Genomic DNA, 16,752 nt, shown 5'->3' with positions numbered 1-16,752 from the left:
TCGGCTAATATTCCGCTCATGAGGAAAACCACCCTTTTCCACTGTTCCCGGCGCTCACCAGGAGCTTCACGACGCCGGTGATGCAGCGAAGATGAACTCCCTGCGCGCCGGAGTTTTGGGCGCCAACGACGGCATTGTTTCCGTTGCTGCCCTGCTTATCGGCGTGATTGCCACCGGCGCGGGAGATAAGGCCATCTTGATGGCAGGCCTGGCTGCCACCATTGCAGGCGGGGTGTCCATGGCTTTGGGGAGTTTGTGTCCGTGTCCGCCCAGCGGGACTCCGAGCAGTTCTTGGTGGCCAAGGAGAGGCAGGAGTTGCGGGAGGCTCCGGAAGAGGAGATGGAGGAGCTCGCGGGGATACTTTCCGGCTACGGCATCAACCTGTCAGCGACGGTCGAAAAGTAGCCCACTTCTGACGGTGGAAAAGTAGCCCAATTGTGCTTGTGGTTTACTCTAGTGCCTTGCTGCGTTCTGCGTTTACGGAAGGCAGGATATCTTCGTGACCGTTGATGCGGTAGCTGGTTCCTTTGTGTGTGAGGATCTCTGCGTGGTGGACTACGCGGTCGATCATGGCTGCGGCGATTGTCTGATCGCCGAAGCATTCACCCCATCGCGAAAACGGAAGATTCGAAGTCATAATCAGCGACGCTTTCTCATACCTGGTTGATACCAGCTGGAAAAACAGGTTGGCCGCTTCAGCCTCGATGGGAATGTATCCGACTTCATCGACGACAAGAAGATCGTAGCGCCCCAGCTTGGTCAGCAGTTTTGGCAGTTCTCCCTGGTCATGCGCCTGGGTAAGTTTCTGCACCCAGCCAGCAGCGGTGTCAAACAAAACCCTGTAGCCCTGCCTGGCAGCGATAACTCCTAGTCCAATCGCCAAGTGAGTTTTGCCGGTACCAGGTGGGCCGAGGAAGATGACATTGCTTGCCTGGCTTATCCATGCTGAGGTTTCTAGGCGCGCAATCTTTGCTCGGTCGATGCTGGGCTGGATGGTGAAATCGAATTCTTCAATCGTCTTCACCTGGGAAACCCCGCTCGCTTTATTCGCGCATTGGCTCCAGATTCTTGTCGGGCAGAAGCTTCAACAGATAACACCGCAGCTAAGTACTCTTCAAAGCTCCACCCGTCCTCACGAGCTTGTTCAGCGGTTTCGAAATAGGTAGCGCGAATACGAGGAGCTTTTAACACCTTGGAAATGTGGGATAATTCAGAATCAATCTGACGATGATCTTTAGTCGTCATGCTGACTGCTCCCATCCTGCAATCTTGTCGTAGATACTCAAGTCAGCAGCTTCAACAGCAATATCGCACGCCTGTGGTTTCGGCGCTGCCAAGCTTTGACGCATCTGTTTAGCCAGATGTTGATGGTCAGGATCGGTCACCGTGATGTTTTTACCCCACACACGCCGATGGTCTGCAACAATGACTCCAGCGCTATCAGTGACAAGGACCCTATGAAGCTCAACGAAAATAGTCACAATCTTGCCGATTGCTGCAGGTGATACCGAATAACGGTTGGAGTCAACAGACACATAGTAGTTCCTTGGCAAGCGCACTTGACGCCGAAGCCCAGTCTGCGGCGCATACGGTGGCAGGACAGACATCGCCTCCTTATCCGCTTTCCACCGATCTACTGGGCGTTGTTTCAACGTGGCATGAATACGCTTATTAGCAATGCCATCAATCCAGGAGTCTAACTGGGCTTGGGCATCAATGTGATCGTTGAACCGCCGGCCCGGAAAGAATGAAGTCTCCAGGTACTCGTTATGGCGTTCAACGATGCCCTTGGTTTCCGGATCTCGTGGCGGCGCTTGGCGGACTTTAAGTCCTAACGTGCCAGAAAATCCAACGACTTGATCCACCAGCCTTTTCTGGCCAATACCCGACTCGTGATCCCATAAGAGTTGCTGGGGCACTACCTGGAAGCGGTCGTGCAGCAGCATCCACATCCCAGACACCAAGTCGCCTGTCGTCTTGGTCGGCAAGACACACGCCGCCATAAACCGCGAATAGGACGAAACCATCACCAACACCGGACTTGACCAACTTCGCTGGTACACCCTGATCATTGGTGATTCCGTCTTCGGGGAACATGAGATCGCATTGAATCTGCTGACCAGGCTTATGATCAAGAACATCAACCGGATCCTTGGGCATGTACTCAGGCCTGATACGGCGAACATTCTCCCTAAACCAAGACATAGACCCTGACCAGCCCACCCGTTGAGCTAGCACCGTAGCTGGTAGATCTGGTACATCATCAAGTAAAGCGCGTACATCAAGTTCAAACTCATCAAACGCGGTCTTTTGAGGAGCACGCTGCTTATACGAAGGCGGAGTATTCGAAGCTAAAGCCCGCTCGACGGTTTTCTTCGCGCAGCCAACGGTGCTGGCAATCTTTCGAATCGACATACCTTCATTGCGCAAGATTCTGATCTGCGCCCAATCATCCATGGAAATCACCCATCCAATTGTTCTCGGATGGGCTACTTTTCAACCGTCACTGACAGTTTTTGGTACCGGTGTTCTGGGGACTCGGTACTGTCGTGTTCCGGGTAGTTGGTACTGGGACGGGCCGACGGAGTCTTCGTGAGGTGAGTATTCCAAAGGTAGATCATTTCTGGTGATGGATGATCGGCGTGCTTGCTCATTCACACACATGAAAACCACTGGGTCATCGGTACTGGGGCTGGGCTTGGATTATCCATATGGATATGATGATGTGCGCTTTGAAAACCTCGGAACGATCCCTGCACTACGAAAGTAGGCGTAAATCGCCGCGGTTATTGATTTATCCGGGGAATTGGCTCGCATCAATGGTCGAAGTCCGATCTGCGAACTCGTCGCGGGAGAGCTGGCCTATTCCGGCGGGGAGGCAGCCCAGTAGCGGCAGGCCGGTAACCTTCGGCATTTCCTTCACGTTCAGTTGGGTCGCTAGGTCTGGCTGTGCAGGCAGCGAGCCACCAATGAGCCCCAGTACCTCCAGGCCTCGGTTACGGGTGGCTTCGACGGTGAGCTCCGCAGCGTTGAGGCTTCCCAAACCCATGCTGGTGACGATGATGAGTGGAGCGCCGAGGTCGGCGGCGATATCGGCGAGCGTGAAGTTGTCAGCCAGTCGCACGAGGAGGCCGCCGGCGCCTTCGACGAGCACAACATCCGCCTCGATACTGCGAATCCACTCAACGAGTTCTTTGCGGTCTGGCTGGGGCATTCCCGCGCGCCGGGCCGACAGGTTGGGGGCAAGCGGCTCGGGGTAGCGCACAAACTCGCGGGTCTCAACCCCGGCGAGGCGGGAGATGGTGGGGGCGTCGCCAAGCCCGGCAGGCTCACCTGTCTGAACGGACTTGGCCACGATGACATGCTTGCCTGCAGCCTTGAGCTGGGCGGCGATGGCTGCGGTGGCGATGGTCTTGCCCACGTCGGTGTTGGTTCCCGTAATGCAAATGATCATGCGGCCTCCCCGGCTGCGTGGATGGCGCGGCAGATGCGCGCGATGTCCTCGTCTGTACAGATATAGGGCGGCATGGCGTAGATGAGCCGCCCGAACGGCCGCAGCCATACTCCGTGCTTAAGGGCCGCTTCAGTGGCAGCGGCCATGTCAACCTCGTGGTCCATTTCCAGCACGCCAATAGCGCCGCGCACTCTGGTGAGGCCGGGTGCGCCCTGAAGTCCCTTACGCAGACCTGCCTCAATTCGCGGTACTGCGCTGCGCCACTGGCCCTCCGCGATGAGCGCGGTGGATTCCGCGGCGACCGCGCAGGCGAGAGGATTGGCCATAAAGGTTGGGCCATGCATGAGTGGGGTGGGCTGCATGCGCTTGGCGACGTCCCCCGTGGCCAACGTCGCCGCCAGTGAGATGAAGCCACCGGTCAGTGCCTTGCCAACGCACATAATATCCGGCACAACGCCGGCGTCCTGGGTGACGAAAAGCGAGCCGGTGCGCCCAAATCCGGTGGCGATTTCATCGGCGATCATGAGGATTCCGTGCTTGTCGCATAAGCGGCGCACACCCGCTACCAGTGCATTGTCATGAAAGCGCATGCCGCCGGCACCCTGTACGCCCGGTTCGATGATGATGGCGGCGACGTCATCAGTAATGAGGCGCTCCATCTGCGCCAGGTAGTCTGACTGCTCGGACTCGCTCGCGCCTTCCGTGGGCGGGGCAGGGGCGAAGACCTGCTCTGTCAGTGTGCCTGCCCAGAGCGAATGCATTCCGCCCTGAGGATCGCAGACGCTCATCGCGCCGAAGGTATCGCCGTGGTACCCCGAGCGCCAGGTCAGCAGTTTGGTGCGTTCCGGCGGGGAGGCCTGCAAGGCCATCTTGATGGCGACTTCAACGGACACGGATCCGGAATCTGAGTAGAAGACATGGGAGAAGTCTCCGCGGGTCAGTTCCATGAGCTGAGTGGTCAGGCGTGCCGCGGGCTCGTGGGTAAGTCCGCCGAACATGACGTGGCTAAAGCGATCAATCTGTTCTTTAGCAGCATTGACTAGTCGGGGGTGCGAGTGCCCATGGCAAGCAGCCCACCAGGAACTCATGCCGTCGATAACGCGGCGGCCATCGGCGAGCTGAAGAAAGGCACCATCTGTGCCGATGACCTCAAACGCGGGCGCGCCGGGTGCGGCATACGGGTGCCACATGTGGGCGGAATCTACTGCCGCTACTTGAACACTGTTCAAAAACTTCACCCATTTATCTGTACCACATACAAAAGTTGTGCATAATTCCTTGGTATGACAGTAATTGAACAGCGTTCAAGTAAAAGGTTTTCACCCGCCATTCCCGCGGTTGCGGGCATTGAGATGTGGGAGCGTTTTAGTTTCTATGGAATGCAGGCCATTCTGGCCTATTACCTCTATGACCAGGCGGGCGGGCTGGGGATTGAGCAAACCCATGCCACTGCGCTAGTTGGCGCGTATGGTGCTGTGCTCTATCTCTTCACGTTTGTCGGCGGCTGGGTCTCCGACCGTGTACTCGGTGCTGAGCGCACTCTGCTGTTGGGTGCATTCCTGCTGATGTGCGGGCATGTATCGCTGTCCCTAATTCCAGGGTTCCCCGGCTTGTTCGCGGGGCTGTTCCCGCTTGCACTAGGTTCCGGCTTGCTCAAGACCGCAGCAATCACTGTGCTGGGGGCAGCGTTTCCGGCCGAAGGCAACAATAGTGCTTTCCAGATTTTCTACCTCGGTATTAACGTCGGTGCAGTTGCTGGACCGATGCTGACTGGTTGGCTGTCCGAAGCTTATGGCTATCACGCAGGTTTTGGTGCCGCTGCGGGCTTGATGCTTATCGGTTGCGTGTCTTACTTGCTGCTGCGCTCACGCCTTTTGGCCAGTATCAGCGTTGACATCACCCGTCCTTCAAACCCGATTGCCCCGAAGCATCTCGCCCCAGTGGCAGGTGCTGCTGTTCTAGTCTGCGCATTAGGAGTCTGGTGCCTTGCCTCGGGTACCCTGACGCCTGACCGCATGGCTTTTGTTTTACTTCTCACTACTGTGGCGGTGGCAGTTGGCCTGATTGTTACTATGTTGGTTTCCCCGCGAGTGAGTGCGCCTGAGCGTCGTCGGGTCAGGGCTTTCCTTCCGCTTTTTGTGGCCTCCACAATGTATTGGGCGCTGCAATCCCAAACTTATGGAGTGCTTGCGGTGTATTCCGATCAGCGCCTAGATCGCAGCATCGCTGGTTTTGAGATTCCGGCGGCGTGGACGCAGTCTCTCAATCCCTTCTTTATCTTGGCTTTCGCACTGCCCATTGCTGCATTCTTGGCCAAAAGGACGGTGCATCGCAACCGTGTGATGGGCGGTGGTCTGGCGCTAGCTGGTGCGGGGCTGTTTATCCTTCTGCCTTTTGTGAGTGCTACTGCGGTTCCATTCCTGGCGTTAGCGCTGTGCATCATGCTCATGAGCATCGGAGAGCTCTTCATCGGGCCCATTGGTATGGCGGCGACAACTGCCTATGCGCCCGCAGCTTTTAAGACCCGCTTCTCTGCTTTGTTCTTTCTTTCCCTAGCTATCGGAACTTCGCTTTCCGGCAGCTTGTCCACGCTGTACTCGGCTGATACCGAGTTTCTCTATTTAGTGGTCGTGGGAACCGTCCCAGTTGTTACTGGTGGCACTATCGCTCTTTCGGGCTTAAGCAGGGCAAAGCTGTCGTAGAAGCGGGCGATTGGCGGAAGTTGCGCAAACTGAAGCGTCCTGGGGTTAGTTCCTACCTCAGCTTAGGATGGATTGAACTACGCCTAGAAAGTATTCCGTTGAGTTTAAGGAGAAGGCGGTCCATCAGATCATCGAAAATGGTCCGCCTGGAGTCCTGCTCACGGCAGCGCGCCTACACGGAGGTTGGTGAGCTCCTTGGTGTATCTCACCACACGTTGCGGGCTTGGTACCGTGACAGCGCTTCAGTACGTGATGACTCTGACGCGTCAGGCGGCGAGACAATGGAGGAAGAGCTCAAGCGTCTGCGCCGCGAAAACCGCGAGCTGAAACGAGCAAACGGAATCCTCAAAACTGCCTCGGCTTTTTTCGCAGCGGAACTAAGCCCAGGACGCTTCAGTCAGTGGCGTGCACAAACATGCACGCCACTGCCCTGCAGGTTTTTGATTCCAATTGTTTAAGAGGCTTCTTGCCCTTTGGGATTAGTAGTCCGACATACTGACGGGCGCAACGAGCGCAAAAAGCTAAGACCCCACCGCGCGAGCCTTCGGGGCTACGGATGGGGTCTCTGCCGACACCGGCGGCGTCAAACAGCTAGAGCAGCTAAAAGCAGCCCTTAGCAGTCGTAGTACATCTCGAACTCCTGCGGCGTCGGGCGCAGGCGAACAGGTGCGATCTCGTTGTCGTACTTGTAGGCGATGTAGGTGTCGATCAGGTCGTCGGTGAACACGCCGCCCTCGGTCAGGAACTCGTTGTCCTCCTCCAGAGCCTTCAGGGAAGCCTCCAGGCTGGTCGGAGCCTGCGGAATGTCCTTAGCCTCCTCCGGCGGCAGCTCGTACAGGTCCTTGTCGACCGGAGCGTGCGGCTCGATGCGGTTCTTCACACCATCCAGGCCAGCCAGCATCATCGCGGCAAAGCCGAAGTACGGGTTACCGCTCGGGTCCGGAGCGCGGAACTCAATGCGCTTCGCCTTCGCGTTGGAGCCCGTGATCGGGATGCGCACGGCAGCGGAGCGGTTACGCTGCGAGTACACCAGGTTGATGGGAGCCTCGAAGCCCGGAACCAGACGGTGGTAAGAGTTCAGCGTCGGGTTCGTGAAGGCCAGCACAGCGCCAGCGTGCTTCAGGATGCCACCGATGTAGTAGCGGGCGATGTCGGACAGGCCGGCGTAACCGGACTCATCGTAGAACAGCGGCTCGCCGTCCTTCCACAGCGACTGGTGGGCGTGCATGCCCGACCCGTTGTCGCCAGCCAGTGGCTTCGGCATGAAGGTCGCGGACTTGCCGGCCTGCCATGCGGTGTTCTTGATGATGTACTTGAAGGACTGCAGGTCATCCGCAGCGTGCAGCAGGGTGTTGAACTGGTAGTTAATCTCCTGCTGGCCACCGGTGCCGACCTCGTGGTGCGCGCGCTCCAGCTTGAAGCCAGCGTTCGCCAGGTTACGGGCCATGTCGTCGCGCAGATCCTGGTAGTGGTCGTATGGAGCGACAGGGAAGTAGCCACCCTTCATGCGGGTCTTGTAGCCCAGGTTCGGGGTGCCATCCGGGTTAACCTCTGCGCCGCGGTTCCACCAGCCCTCGACGGAATCCAGCTCGTAGAAAGCACGGTTAGTGTCTGCCTCGTAACGCACGGAATCGAAGAGGTAGAACTCCGCCTCGGCGCCGAAGAAGCAGGTATCTGCAATGCCTGTGGAGGCCAGGTACTGCTCCGCCTTGCGGGCAACGTTGCGCGGGTCGCGGGAGAACGGCTCGCGGGTAAAAGGATCGTGGACGAAGAACTTAACGTTCAGCGTCTTGGCCTTGCGGAACGGATCGATCCTGGCGGTGTTCAGATCCGGCAGCAGGTTCATGTCCGACTCTTCAATCGTGGTGAAACCACGGATGGACGAACCGTCGAAGGCCAGGCCTTCTTCCATCGCGTCCTCGTCGAATTCCGAAGCAGGGATGGTGAAGTGCTGCTCTACACCGGGCACATCGGTGAAGCGAACGTCTACGAACTCGACGTCGTTATCTTTGATGTACTTTGCGACTTCTTCTGCGGTCTTGAATGGCACTGTAATCTTCTTCCGTTCCTTGCAGTGGGAATCTCAAACTGTTGCGACAACATATAAAAGCAACACAATCGATCCTACGCATAAAAGCCCCGGCCTCAGGCAAACTTTAACGAAATTGTGCCACCTAGTTGGGGGCAGCTAGGCTCTAAAACATCATGAGTAAATCCCGTAGCTGGCTCGAAGGCCCCCTAGTCCCAGGCGAAAACGAAGACCTCGCCGACCTCAGCCCGTACCCCGGCGCCCGGCTGGGGCTTCCCAAGGAAGGCCCGGGCTCGCTGTCGACTTTGTTCCCCCGGATTGGTGCCCTCGCCATCGACTGGCTGGCCTGCTACGCCCTGGCGTGGTTCGTCGTCTCCATGACAAGTGCCCTGGGAGATGCCGCCACCGCCACCATTATCTTCTTCATCGTCTGGCGCATCCTGACGGTCTGGCTCTTTGCACAGTCGCCGGGGCACGCAATCGTCGGCATTGGCGTGGCGCGCATCGACCAGCCCGACGAGCGCGTGGGGCTGTGGCGCTCTGTAGTGCGCGCCCTGCTGACGGTCTTCCTCTTCCCCCCGATTATTCAAGACACTGACGGCCGCGGCATGCACGACCGCGCTACGGGAACGGCCGTCATTCGCACCCGCTAGCCGCTAGTTCTGCCGCGCTGTTACTTCTTGCCGCGCTGCGCTGCGCGGCGGGCACGGCGGTTCATGCCGGACATCTTCGCGCCCTTCGGCATGGGGCCCTTCGGCATGTTGTTATTCGGATTGCTTAGTCGCGAGATCGACTCGACCCTGGAGTTAAGGGCGTCCACCTCATCCTTCTTGATGTTGCGCGGCAGGCGCATCAGGTGGTTCTGCAACTTCTTTACCGGCACCTGGCCCTCGTCGTTGCCGACGATCACGTCGTAGATCGGGGTCTTGCCCAGGATGCGCGCAAGCTTCTTACGCTCCTGCGCCATCATCGGCTTGAGGCGGTGCGGTGCGCCCTCGCCGACCAGCACGACGCCGGGGGTGCCTACCACGCGGTGCACTGCGTCCATGTGGGTATTGGACGCCACGCCGGCCTCCGCAATCCACTTCATACCTACGCCATCACGCATGTTGGACAGAGCCCATGCGGCGGCTCCCGCCTCGCCTTCGATCTGGTCGTACACGCCGGTCTGCAAGCGACGGGAGAATGTCCACATCGCCGCGATCACGCCGATTATGATGCCGACGATCAGGTTCAGCCACCACCAGCCGAAAACCAGGCTGAGCAGCAGCATCAGCACAACGGGAATCAGGAAGGCCAGAACCATAAACGGGATAAGCTTCTTATCCCGTCCCTTTTGCAGCTTAAAGGCCTGCCACAGCTGGGAGCGCGTCTGCTTGCGCTGCTCCTTCTTCGCAGCCTTGGCAGCCTTCTTCTCTTCCTTGACCCTTACGTCCTTTTTATCCTTCGCCATGGAACTAACAATAAGGCATGAATAAAGGCGGGGCGAAAGTGCCCCGCCGTGATGCTGCTGGCCGCGCGCGGCCAGCGTCAGCGCGCACTAGCCGCAGCGTCAGCGTTAGCGGCGCGACGCGGTGACCGGCGTGTCCTCCGAAGCGCCGTAGCGCTCCAGCAGGGTAGAGGCCTCCTGCGACGTGGTGGAATCCAGAGTTTCCTCCAGGTGCTTCAGGTTCTCCGGGATAGCCTCCCCGCGGGCCTGCTTGGCCTGGGCGTACAGGCGGCCAGCGCGGTAAGAGGAACGCACCAACGGTCCGGACATAACAGCCTTGATGCCCAGCTCGTAGGCCGCGTCGGAGTGCTCCATGAACTCCTCCGGCTTCACCCAACGCTCAATCGGGTGGTGCATGGAGGACGGGCGCAGGTACTGGGTGATCGTCAGAATGTCGGTGCCAGCGTCCGCCAAGTCCTTAATAGCCGCGCGCACTTCCTCCTTCTTTTCGCCCATGCCCAGGATCAGGTTGGACTTCGTCACCAGGCCGTAGTCGTGCGCCGACTGAATGACCTCCAGGGAACGCTCGTACTTGAAGGCCGGGCGGATGCGCTTGAAGATGCGCGGAACGGTCTCCAGGTTGTGCGCAAACACCTCCGGCTGGGAATCGAAGACGACCTTCAGCAGCTCCGGGCGGTTGGAAAAGTCGGGCGTCAGATTCTCCACACCCGTGTTCGGGTTTAGCTCGTGGATCTTCCGCACAACCTCCGCGTACAGCCACGCGCCCTCATCGTCCAGGTCATCGCGGGTCACGCCAGTGATGGTGGCGTAGCGCAGCCCCATCTCGCGGACATTCTCCGCCACGCGGCGCGGCTCATCGCGATCCAGCGGGGACGGGCGGCCGGACTTAATCTGGCAGAAGTCGCAGCGGCGCGAACAGGTATCGCCGCCGATGAGGAACGTCGCCTCGCGATCCTCCCAGCACTCGTTGATGTTCGGACAGCCGGCCTCCTGGCACACAGTGTGCAGGCCAGCGCCCTTCACACGGTTCTTAATATCCCGGTATTCCGGGCCGACCTTCGCAGTCGTGCGGATCCACCGCGGCTTCGACTCGATGGGGGTCTGGGCATTCTTCGCCTCGATGCGCAGCATCCGGCGTCCATCTGCAGTCACACTCATGCCGACTAGCCTACGCCGGCGGAGGCTCAGGAATCCACCTGCAAGTCGCCGTTCAACGCGTCGACCAGGTGCCGGGCCAGCAGGGAATGGGCGTCCGAAACAGTAACCTCGCGCCCAAGCTCCTCAGTAAGAGTCGTGACACCCGCATCCGCCAGCCCACAAGGCACAATATGGTCGTAGTACTCCATGGTGTTGTTGCAGTTCAAGGACACACCATGCATGGTCACGCCGCGCGTCACGCGGATGCCGATCGCGGCGATCTTACGTGCGGGCTTAAGCTCATTCTTTATGACGCCCGCAGGCAGCCACACGCCCGAACGCCCCTCTACGCGGCCGGTGCCGTGCAGGCCTAGATCTTCACAAGTTTGGATAAGCGCCTGTTCGAGGCGGCGGACATAGTCGACCACGTCCACCGGGTCGGCGAGCTTGATGATGGGGTAGGCGACCAGCTGGCCGGGGCCGTGCCAGGTGATGCGGCCTCCCCGGTCAACGTCGACAACTGGCAGGCCGTTGGTGGGGCGGTCGGAGGGCTCGGTGCGCTTGCCGGCTGTGTATGTCGGCGGGTGCTGGAGCAGCAGGATGGTGTCTGGGATCTTGCCTTCGGCGCGCTGAGCGGCGAGGTCCGCCTGGAGGTGCCAGGTGTCCTCGTAGTCCACGGCGCCGAGGTCGCGGATGTCGATGTCGGCTGCTGTGGTGCCGGTGTTGGCTTTGCGGATGCTGCCTTGCTGGAATCCCATGGTGGCGATGATACTTCAGTGGTTCAGTGGTGCTGCTGGGTGCGGCTCTGTGGGTGCCGGGTTCTGCCGGGAGTGGGGCTGGAGTTTCTGGTGGTGCTGCATATGTCAAGTGGTGACGTTGATGCTGGCGCCTCCGGCGGCCAGCGCCTGCTGAACGCAGCTAAATGTCGGAAAAGCTGCATTTCTTCAAATCTGCACTGATGTTCACTTTCCCAAAATGTCCCTGATCAGCACTTTTATATAGTTGAAAGTCTTTGTCATTAACAAATTGCAACTTTTCCGACATTTAAGGCACTGGGGTGGCGTTAGTCCTGGCTTCTGGGTATTAGGTGTTGCTCTGTGGTGGCAAATGTCGCTGAATCGGGAATTAGTCAAAACAGAATCCGGATTCACAAAAAGTGAAACTCTCTGACCTGCGCTTATGTATAGATGCAACTCATTGTCTTTAACGTATTCCCGTTCTAACGACATTTGAGGGTTCTGAAGGCCGCTAGAGATGGGCCGGGACTACTGGACTGCCATCGGGAGCCACTACGCGGGGGCTAGCAAACGCAAAAGCGCCGACCCCGCGGGAAGCGGGGCCGACGCTTTGCCAGAATAGCTGGCGCTTAATGGCGGGCTGCAGCTAACAGCCTAGAACTTAGAGCTCTAGGTCCTCGGTGAAGTCCGAGTTCTCCAGGCGGTCACGCAGGGTGGACATGAAGCGACCTGCGTCGGCACCGTCGATGACCTGGTGGTCGTAGGTCATCGGCAGGAAGACCATCTGGCGGATAGCGATGGCCTCGCCGTCGTCTTCGCTCAGCACAACCGGGCGCTTCACGATAGCGCCGGTGCCGATCATGGCAGCCTGCGGCGGGACCAGAATCGGGGTGTCGGTCAGGGCGCCCTCAGAGCCGATGTTGGTGATGGTGAAAGTGCCACCGGACAGGTCGTTCGGCTTCAGCTTCTTGTTGCGCGCACGGTCGGCAATGTCGACGATGGCCTTGGCCAGCTCCGGCAGGGTCATGTCCTGCGCGTCGTGGATGACCGGGCTCAGCAGGCCAGCCTCGGTGTCGACGGCGATACCCAGGTTGACCCGCTCGTGGTAGGTCATTTCCTTGGTCTCTGCGTTGTAGGATGCGTTGACGTTCGGGTGGGAAATCAGAGCCTCGACCGCTGCCTTTGCGAAGAACGGCAGGTAGGTCAGGTTCACGCCGTGCTTGTCGGCGAAGGCCTGTTTGTTGGCCTTGCGCAGTTCAGCAACGTGGGTCATGTCGACCTCGTGGACCTGGGTCAGCTGAGCTGCAGCGTGCAGGGAATCCAGGGTGGTCTTTGCGGTGATTTCGCGGATGCGGCTGACCTTCTTGGTGGTGCCGCGCAGCTCCTGCTTAGCCGGGTCGACCTTGTAGGAGGAAGCGCGCGGGCCAGCCGGGGAAGCGGACTTCGCGGAAGCACCGGATGCGGAGGTACCTTCTGCTGCAGCCAGGATGTCCTGTTTACGGATACGGCCACCGACGCCGGTTCCTTCGACGGTCGACAAATCGACGCCATGCTTCTCAGCCAGCTTGCGTACCAGCGGAGTCACGTAGGGGAGGTTGCCCTCGGCCGGCTCCGACTGCTTTGCAGCAGGCTTGGAGGGCTCGGCCTTCTTTTCGTCGGCCTTTGCTTCAGCCTTCGCTTCAGCCTGCTTAGCCTCGGCCTTCTTCTCTTCCTCCTTCGGCTCGGCCTTCTTTTCGTCGGCCTTGTTGGAGTCGTCGGAGTCGTCGGACTTGGAGTTGTCGGACTTGGCGCCGGAAGCGGCGGCGTTTTCGTCGCCGATGCGGGCGATGACGGCGCCGACGTCGACAGTGTCATCCTCGTTGGCGAGGATCTCTACCAGGGTGCCTGCGACCGGGGAGGGAATCTCGGTGTCGACCTTGTCGGTGGAGACCTCCAGCAGGGGCTCGTCGACCTCGACCTTGTCGCCGACGCTCTTGAGCCACTGGGTGATGGTGCCCTCGGTGACGGATTCGCCGAGCTCCGGCATGGTGACGTCCTCGGCCTCACCGGAACCAGCGGAACCGGAACCAGCGGAACCGGAAGCAGAGGAAGAGTCGGAATCGGAGGAAGATTCGGCGGAGCCGCCGGACTTGGAGTTGTTGGAGTTGTCGGACTTGGCGCCGGAAGCGGCTGCGTTTTCGTCGCCGATGCGGGCGATGACGGCGCCGACGTCGACAGTGTCATCCTCGTTGGCGAGGATCTCTACCAGGGTGCCTGCGACCGGGGAGGGAATCTCGGTGTCGACCTTGTCGGTGGAGACCTCCAGCAGGGGCTCGTCGACCTCGACCTTGTCGCCGACGCTCTTGAGCCACTGGGTGATGGTGCCCTCGGTGACGGATTCGCCGAGCTCCGGCATGGTGACGTCCTCGGCCTCACCGGAACCAGCGGAACCGGAACCAGCAGAACCGGAAGCAGCGGAACCGGAAGCAGCGGCGGAGTCGGAATCGGAGGAAGATTCAGCGGAGTCGTCAGAAGACTCAGCCTTGGCTGCGTCGCTGGAATCGTTGTCGCTGGAGCTGTCGGCGTCCGAACCAGAAGGCTCTTCGCCCTCCTCACCGATCTCGGCGATGACGGCGCCGACATCCACAGTGTCGTCTTCCTCAGCGATGATCTTCAGCAGAACACCACTTACCGGAGAAGGGATCTCCGTATCAACCTTGTCGGTGGATACCTCCAGCAACGGCTCGTCGACGGAGACCTTGTCTCCGACCTTCTTCAGCCACTGAGTAACGGTGCCCTCGGTTACGGACTCGCCCAGTTCGGGCATTTCGACGGAGTACGCCATGGTGTTTGAAGCTCCTCAAGCTAAACGGAAATCAGCTGTGGTTATTTGGTTGAAATACTACCTAAGTCTACGCGCCTTGACTCTGCGCCGTTGTTCGCCCCTGGTCGTGCGTCCACTAGAATCGCTTAGCGTGTTTAATCTCTTCGGCCGGAACAAGAACAGCTCCACCCGCCCGCCACGCGCGCCAGGGGAGACTGTTCGCCCCAAAGACCTGGCATACCTGCAGCAATGGGCAGGCACCCGCACCGGAGTCGAGGGGTTCGTGGAGCCGGAAACCATCGTCAACGAAATGTCCGTAGTGCTGGTCGACAGCGAAGGGGAGTGGACGCGCCGCCGCATCGGCGGGCCGAAAGGCATCGACAAGGTAGCCCACACGGTGGGGATCCCGCTGTACTTTGCGGAGGAGACCGGCTACCCACAGCGCATGCGCGACCGCATTGAACGCGACCGGCTGATCAAGAAGCGCCTAGAGCAGCGCGAACGGCGCGCACAATTCGAGCAGCGCCGCGCCGAGCAAGAGGGCTAGCCACTAGCCCTTCAGCGCAATATCCTCCAGCGCCGCGATGATGGTGCGTACCGGCGAGCCCGTCGCCCGCTTCGGGGTGTACCCATGTGGCGCGCCCTCGTTGTAAGCCGGCCCGGCCACATCGATGTGCACCCACTGCACGCCCTCTGCCACAAACTTCTTAAGGTAGTGCCCCGCCACGGACATGCCACCCCAGCGGGAGGCCGAAATGTTCTTGATATCCGCCACATCGGACTGCAGCGCCTCGCCCAGCTCCGCAGGCAGAGGCATCGGCCAGCCGGCATCGCCCACGCGCTGGGAAATCATCGCCACGCGGTCGCGGAAATCCATCGAACCCATGATGCCCGGCGTGCGGTCGCCCAGTGCCACCAGCTGCGCGCCGGTCAGGGTAGCGGTCTCGATCAGGTAATCCGGCTTATCCTCGCACGCGCGCACGATCGCGTCGGCCAGCACCAGGCGCCCCTCGGCGTCTGTATTCCACACCTCGGTGGTGGTGCCGCCGTAGTGGCGCAGCACATCGCCCGGTCGGGTAGCCTCCCCGCCCGGCATGTTCTCCGCCAGCGGAACAGTGGCGGTGACGTGCACCGGAATGTTCAGCTCAGCGGCGGCGATCACGGCGGCGACAACGGCCGCGGAGCCGCCCATGTCGGAAATCATGTTCCACATCTTCGCCGGCGGCTTCAGGGAAATTCCGCCGGTATCGAAAGTAATTCCCTTGCCCACCAGAGCTACTCGCGGAGAGTCGTTGGCCGTCTTGTCCGGGTTGTAGTCCAGGCGCACCAGGCGCGGCCCGCGCGCGGATCCCTGTCCCACGCCCAGAATGCCACCGAAGCCTTGCTCTTCCAGCGCGGCCTCGTCCAGCACCTCGACCTCAATGTCCGTGTGCTTCGCCGCCTCGGCAATGATCGCCGCGTAGCTTTCGGGGTACAGCACGTTCGACGGAGTGTTCACCAGGTCGCGCGCCAGCGCCACCGCCCGCACCGTAGCCAGGGAGTGTTCCAGCGTGTCCGCCGGATCCTCACCCGTCAGCACCTCGATGGACTCGATCGCGGGCGCTGCCTCGGAGGTCTTCAGCCCACGGTATTCATATGCACCCAGCGCGTGCCCCACCAGCGCTGCCTCGGCACCCAGCAGACCCAGGGCGCTCACCACACGCGCGCCGCGCCCCGTATTCTCGCCCTTGTCGTCGCTGTTGTCGCGGATGGGCTTTTTAATGTTTCTGGACGCCACGCCGGCGGCCACTCGGACGTCCTCAGCGGACACCTCATCGGCCGGCCCCATACCGATTGCCAGGATCTTCTCCGGGCCGCGCGATCCAGCGCCCGCGTCGACGACACCGTCGGCGGTCTCCGGATCCTGGGTGGATTCCTGCACCTTCGCGGACAGGTTTCCGGTGGAGACGACGTCGCTGCGCGAACTCACTGGCAGATTAGGTACCACTGTGACCTCTCCCGCCGTGCCTTTCGCGCCGACGGAGATCAGCAGCTTCCACATTTCCAACTGCTGTTCAGACGTGAGGGCGTCAATAGGAGCACCAGTGAGTTCCAGCCCAGATTCACCCTCGAAGACCGGTATGACCAGCGTATCGATGGCCGACGGGGTCTCCGCAGAAGTGGATTCGAGCGCGGACTCGGTGTGCACCAGCGACATCTGCGGGATGTATCCGCGGGAAGGTAGGCCGGCGATGTCGGCGCCGAAGGAAGCGAACTGGGGAGTCGAAGAATTGGCGGTCATGATGGGGTCGAATACTCCTTATTAGTTCTGCATTAGTTCTGTTAAGAGTCTTAATTCGCTGCTGTTTACTCTACCCAGAATCGATTGCCCGGCGAACGGCGATTCGGGCTGCCCGGCATTCTCCCAGGGTATGGACTTAGGGAAGTGGGGAATTGCAGA

At 60.0% G+C, this 16,752-nt stretch carries 13 protein-coding genes and 3 pseudogenes; 5 read left to right on the top strand and 11 right to left on the bottom strand.

All coding sequences use genetic code 11. The features are described from left to right. Positions 1–18 precede the first annotated feature (18 nt). Positions 19–381 (top strand): annotated as a pseudogene (locus HMPREF2678_RS04410) (VIT1/CCC1 transporter family protein); the annotation flags it as partial. A gap of 67 nt (positions 382–448) precedes the next feature. On the opposite strand, the pseudogene istB reads toward HMPREF2678_RS04410, so the two are convergent. The 5 genes and pseudogenes from istB to HMPREF2678_RS04390 all read right to left on the bottom strand — a co-directional run bounded on the left by istB (position 449) and on the right by HMPREF2678_RS04390 (position 4,683). Then, positions 449–1,245, bottom strand: a pseudogene (istB, locus tag HMPREF2678_RS04405) (IS21-like element helper ATPase IstB). Continuing rightward, positions 1,242–1,865 (bottom strand): Mu transposase domain-containing protein, encoded by a 624-nt coding sequence (locus tag HMPREF2678_RS10200; RefSeq protein WP_141747016.1) that lies wholly within the window; start codon positions 1,863–1,865, stop codon positions 1,242–1,244. Before HMPREF2678_RS10200 ends, istB begins: the two are co-directional and overlap by 4 nt. Beyond that, complete coding sequence (locus tag HMPREF2678_RS10195) at positions 1,825–2,457, bottom strand: helix-turn-helix domain-containing protein (RefSeq protein WP_246817885.1); 633 nt, start codon at positions 2,455–2,457, stop codon at positions 1,825–1,827. The genes HMPREF2678_RS10200 and HMPREF2678_RS10195 overlap by 41 nt, the downstream gene beginning before the upstream one ends. A 337-nt stretch (positions 2,458–2,794) precedes the next feature. Then, entirely contained in the window at positions 2,795–3,454 is a 660-nt protein-coding gene (gene bioD / locus HMPREF2678_RS04395) for a dethiobiotin synthase (RefSeq protein WP_070551063.1), read from the bottom strand. Continuing rightward, entirely contained in the window at positions 3,451–4,683 is a 1,233-nt protein-coding gene (locus HMPREF2678_RS04390; RefSeq protein WP_034966212.1) for an adenosylmethionine--8-amino-7-oxononanoate transaminase, read from the bottom strand. The genes bioD and HMPREF2678_RS04390 overlap by 4 nt, the downstream gene beginning before the upstream one ends. A gap of 54 nt (positions 4,684–4,737) precedes the next feature. Here HMPREF2678_RS04390 and HMPREF2678_RS04385 point away from each other — a divergent pair, with 54 nt between their 5' ends. Together HMPREF2678_RS04385 and HMPREF2678_RS10015 are read left to right on the top strand one after the other, a co-directional pair. Then, positions 4,738–6,156, top strand: coding sequence for a peptide MFS transporter (locus HMPREF2678_RS04385; protein ID WP_043012243.1), 1,419 nt, complete (start codon positions 4,738–4,740; stop codon positions 6,154–6,156). Positions 6,157–6,283: 127 nt separating this feature from the next. Further along, positions 6,284–6,542, top strand: a pseudogene (locus HMPREF2678_RS10015) (transposase); the annotation flags it as partial. Positions 6,543–6,769: 227 nt separating this feature from the next. Here HMPREF2678_RS10015 and glnA read toward each other — a convergent pair. Beyond that, a complete protein-coding gene (glnA, locus tag HMPREF2678_RS04380) occupies positions 6,770–8,206 on the bottom strand; it encodes a type I glutamate--ammonia ligase (protein ID WP_034972047.1) in 1,437 nt (478 codons plus the stop codon). Positions 8,207–8,361: 155 nt separating this feature from the next. Here glnA and HMPREF2678_RS04375 point away from each other — a divergent pair, with 155 nt between their 5' ends. Beyond that, a complete protein-coding gene (locus tag HMPREF2678_RS04375) occupies positions 8,362–8,838 on the top strand; it encodes an RDD family protein (protein WP_034966160.1) in 477 nt (158 codons plus the stop codon). Positions 8,839–8,858: 20 nt separating this feature from the next. On the opposite strand, the gene HMPREF2678_RS04370 is transcribed toward HMPREF2678_RS04375, so the two are convergent. From HMPREF2678_RS04370 to sucB, 4 genes are all read right to left on the bottom strand, one after another. Then, positions 8,859–9,638 (bottom strand): DUF4191 domain-containing protein, encoded by a 780-nt coding sequence (locus HMPREF2678_RS04370; protein ID WP_070551061.1) that lies wholly within the window; start codon positions 9,636–9,638, stop codon positions 8,859–8,861. A 105-nt stretch (positions 9,639–9,743) separates the two neighbouring features. Next, positions 9,744–10,793: a lipoyl synthase gene (gene lipA, locus HMPREF2678_RS04365; RefSeq protein ID WP_034966155.1), complete on the bottom strand. Its 1,050-nt coding sequence runs from the start codon at positions 10,791–10,793 to the stop codon at positions 9,744–9,746. 26 nt (positions 10,794–10,819) lie between these two features. After that, entirely contained in the window at positions 10,820–11,530 is a 711-nt protein-coding gene (gene lipB, locus HMPREF2678_RS04360) for a lipoyl(octanoyl) transferase LipB (protein WP_070551059.1), read from the bottom strand. Positions 11,531–12,170: 640 nt separating this feature from the next. Further along, positions 12,171–14,333, bottom strand: a complete 2,163-nt coding sequence (gene sucB / locus HMPREF2678_RS04355; RefSeq protein WP_070551057.1) for a 2-oxoglutarate dehydrogenase, E2 component, dihydrolipoamide succinyltransferase — start codon at positions 14,331–14,333, stop codon at positions 12,171–12,173. 130 nt (positions 14,334–14,463) lie between these two features. On the opposite strand from sucB, the gene HMPREF2678_RS04350 reads away from it, so the two are divergent. Continuing rightward, positions 14,464–14,859 (top strand): hypothetical protein, encoded by a 396-nt coding sequence (locus tag HMPREF2678_RS04350; protein ID WP_034980610.1) that lies wholly within the window; start codon positions 14,464–14,466, stop codon positions 14,857–14,859. 3 nt (positions 14,860–14,862) lie between these two features. Here HMPREF2678_RS04350 and HMPREF2678_RS04345 read toward each other — a convergent pair whose 3' ends face one another. Then, the gene (locus HMPREF2678_RS04345) at positions 14,863–16,593 is read right to left on the bottom strand and encodes a leucyl aminopeptidase (RefSeq protein ID WP_070551055.1); all 1,731 of its coding nucleotides are present in this window, start codon (positions 16,591–16,593) and stop codon (positions 14,863–14,865) included. Positions 16,594–16,752 lie beyond the last annotated feature (159 nt).

It is taken from the genome of Corynebacterium sp. HMSC058E07 (assembly GCF_001809885.1).
Lineage (GTDB): Bacteria > Actinomycetota > Actinomycetes > Mycobacteriales > Mycobacteriaceae > Corynebacterium > Corynebacterium macclintockiae.
The sequence above is the reverse complement of the archived record's forward strand: the minus strand, read 5'-3'. Positions and strand labels throughout refer to the sequence as shown.

What these genes read in the sequence shown, in the direction of transcription:
- HMPREF2678_RS10195 (WP_246817885.1), bottom strand. Translation starts at nt 2,457, where the DNA reads ATGGATGATTGGGCGCAGATCAGAATCTTGCGCAATGAAGGTATGTCG.
- bioD (WP_070551063.1), bottom strand. Translation starts at nt 3,454, where the DNA reads ATGATCATTTGCATTACGGGAACCAACACCGACGTGGGCAAGACCATC.
- HMPREF2678_RS04385 (WP_043012243.1), top strand. Translation starts at nt 4,738, where the DNA reads ATGACAGTAATTGAACAGCGTTCAAGTAAAAGGTTTTCACCCGCCATT.
- HMPREF2678_RS04375 (WP_034966160.1), top strand. Translation starts at nt 8,362, where the DNA reads ATGAGTAAATCCCGTAGCTGGCTCGAAGGCCCCCTAGTCCCAGGCGAA.
- HMPREF2678_RS04370 (WP_070551061.1), bottom strand. Translation starts at nt 9,638, where the DNA reads ATGGCGAAGGATAAAAAGGACGTAAGGGTCAAGGAAGAGAAGAAGGCT.
- lipA (WP_034966155.1), bottom strand. Translation starts at nt 10,793, where the DNA reads ATGAGTGTGACTGCAGATGGACGCCGGATGCTGCGCATCGAGGCGAAG.
- lipB (WP_070551059.1), bottom strand. Translation starts at nt 11,530, where the DNA reads ATGGGATTCCAGCAAGGCAGCATCCGCAAAGCCAACACCGGCACCACA.
- sucB (WP_070551057.1), bottom strand. Translation starts at nt 14,333, where the DNA reads ATGGCGTACTCCGTCGAAATGCCCGAACTGGGCGAGTCCGTAACCGAG.
- HMPREF2678_RS04345 (WP_070551055.1), bottom strand. Translation starts at nt 16,593, where the DNA reads ATGACCGCCAATTCTTCGACTCCCCAGTTCGCTTCCTTCGGCGCCGAC.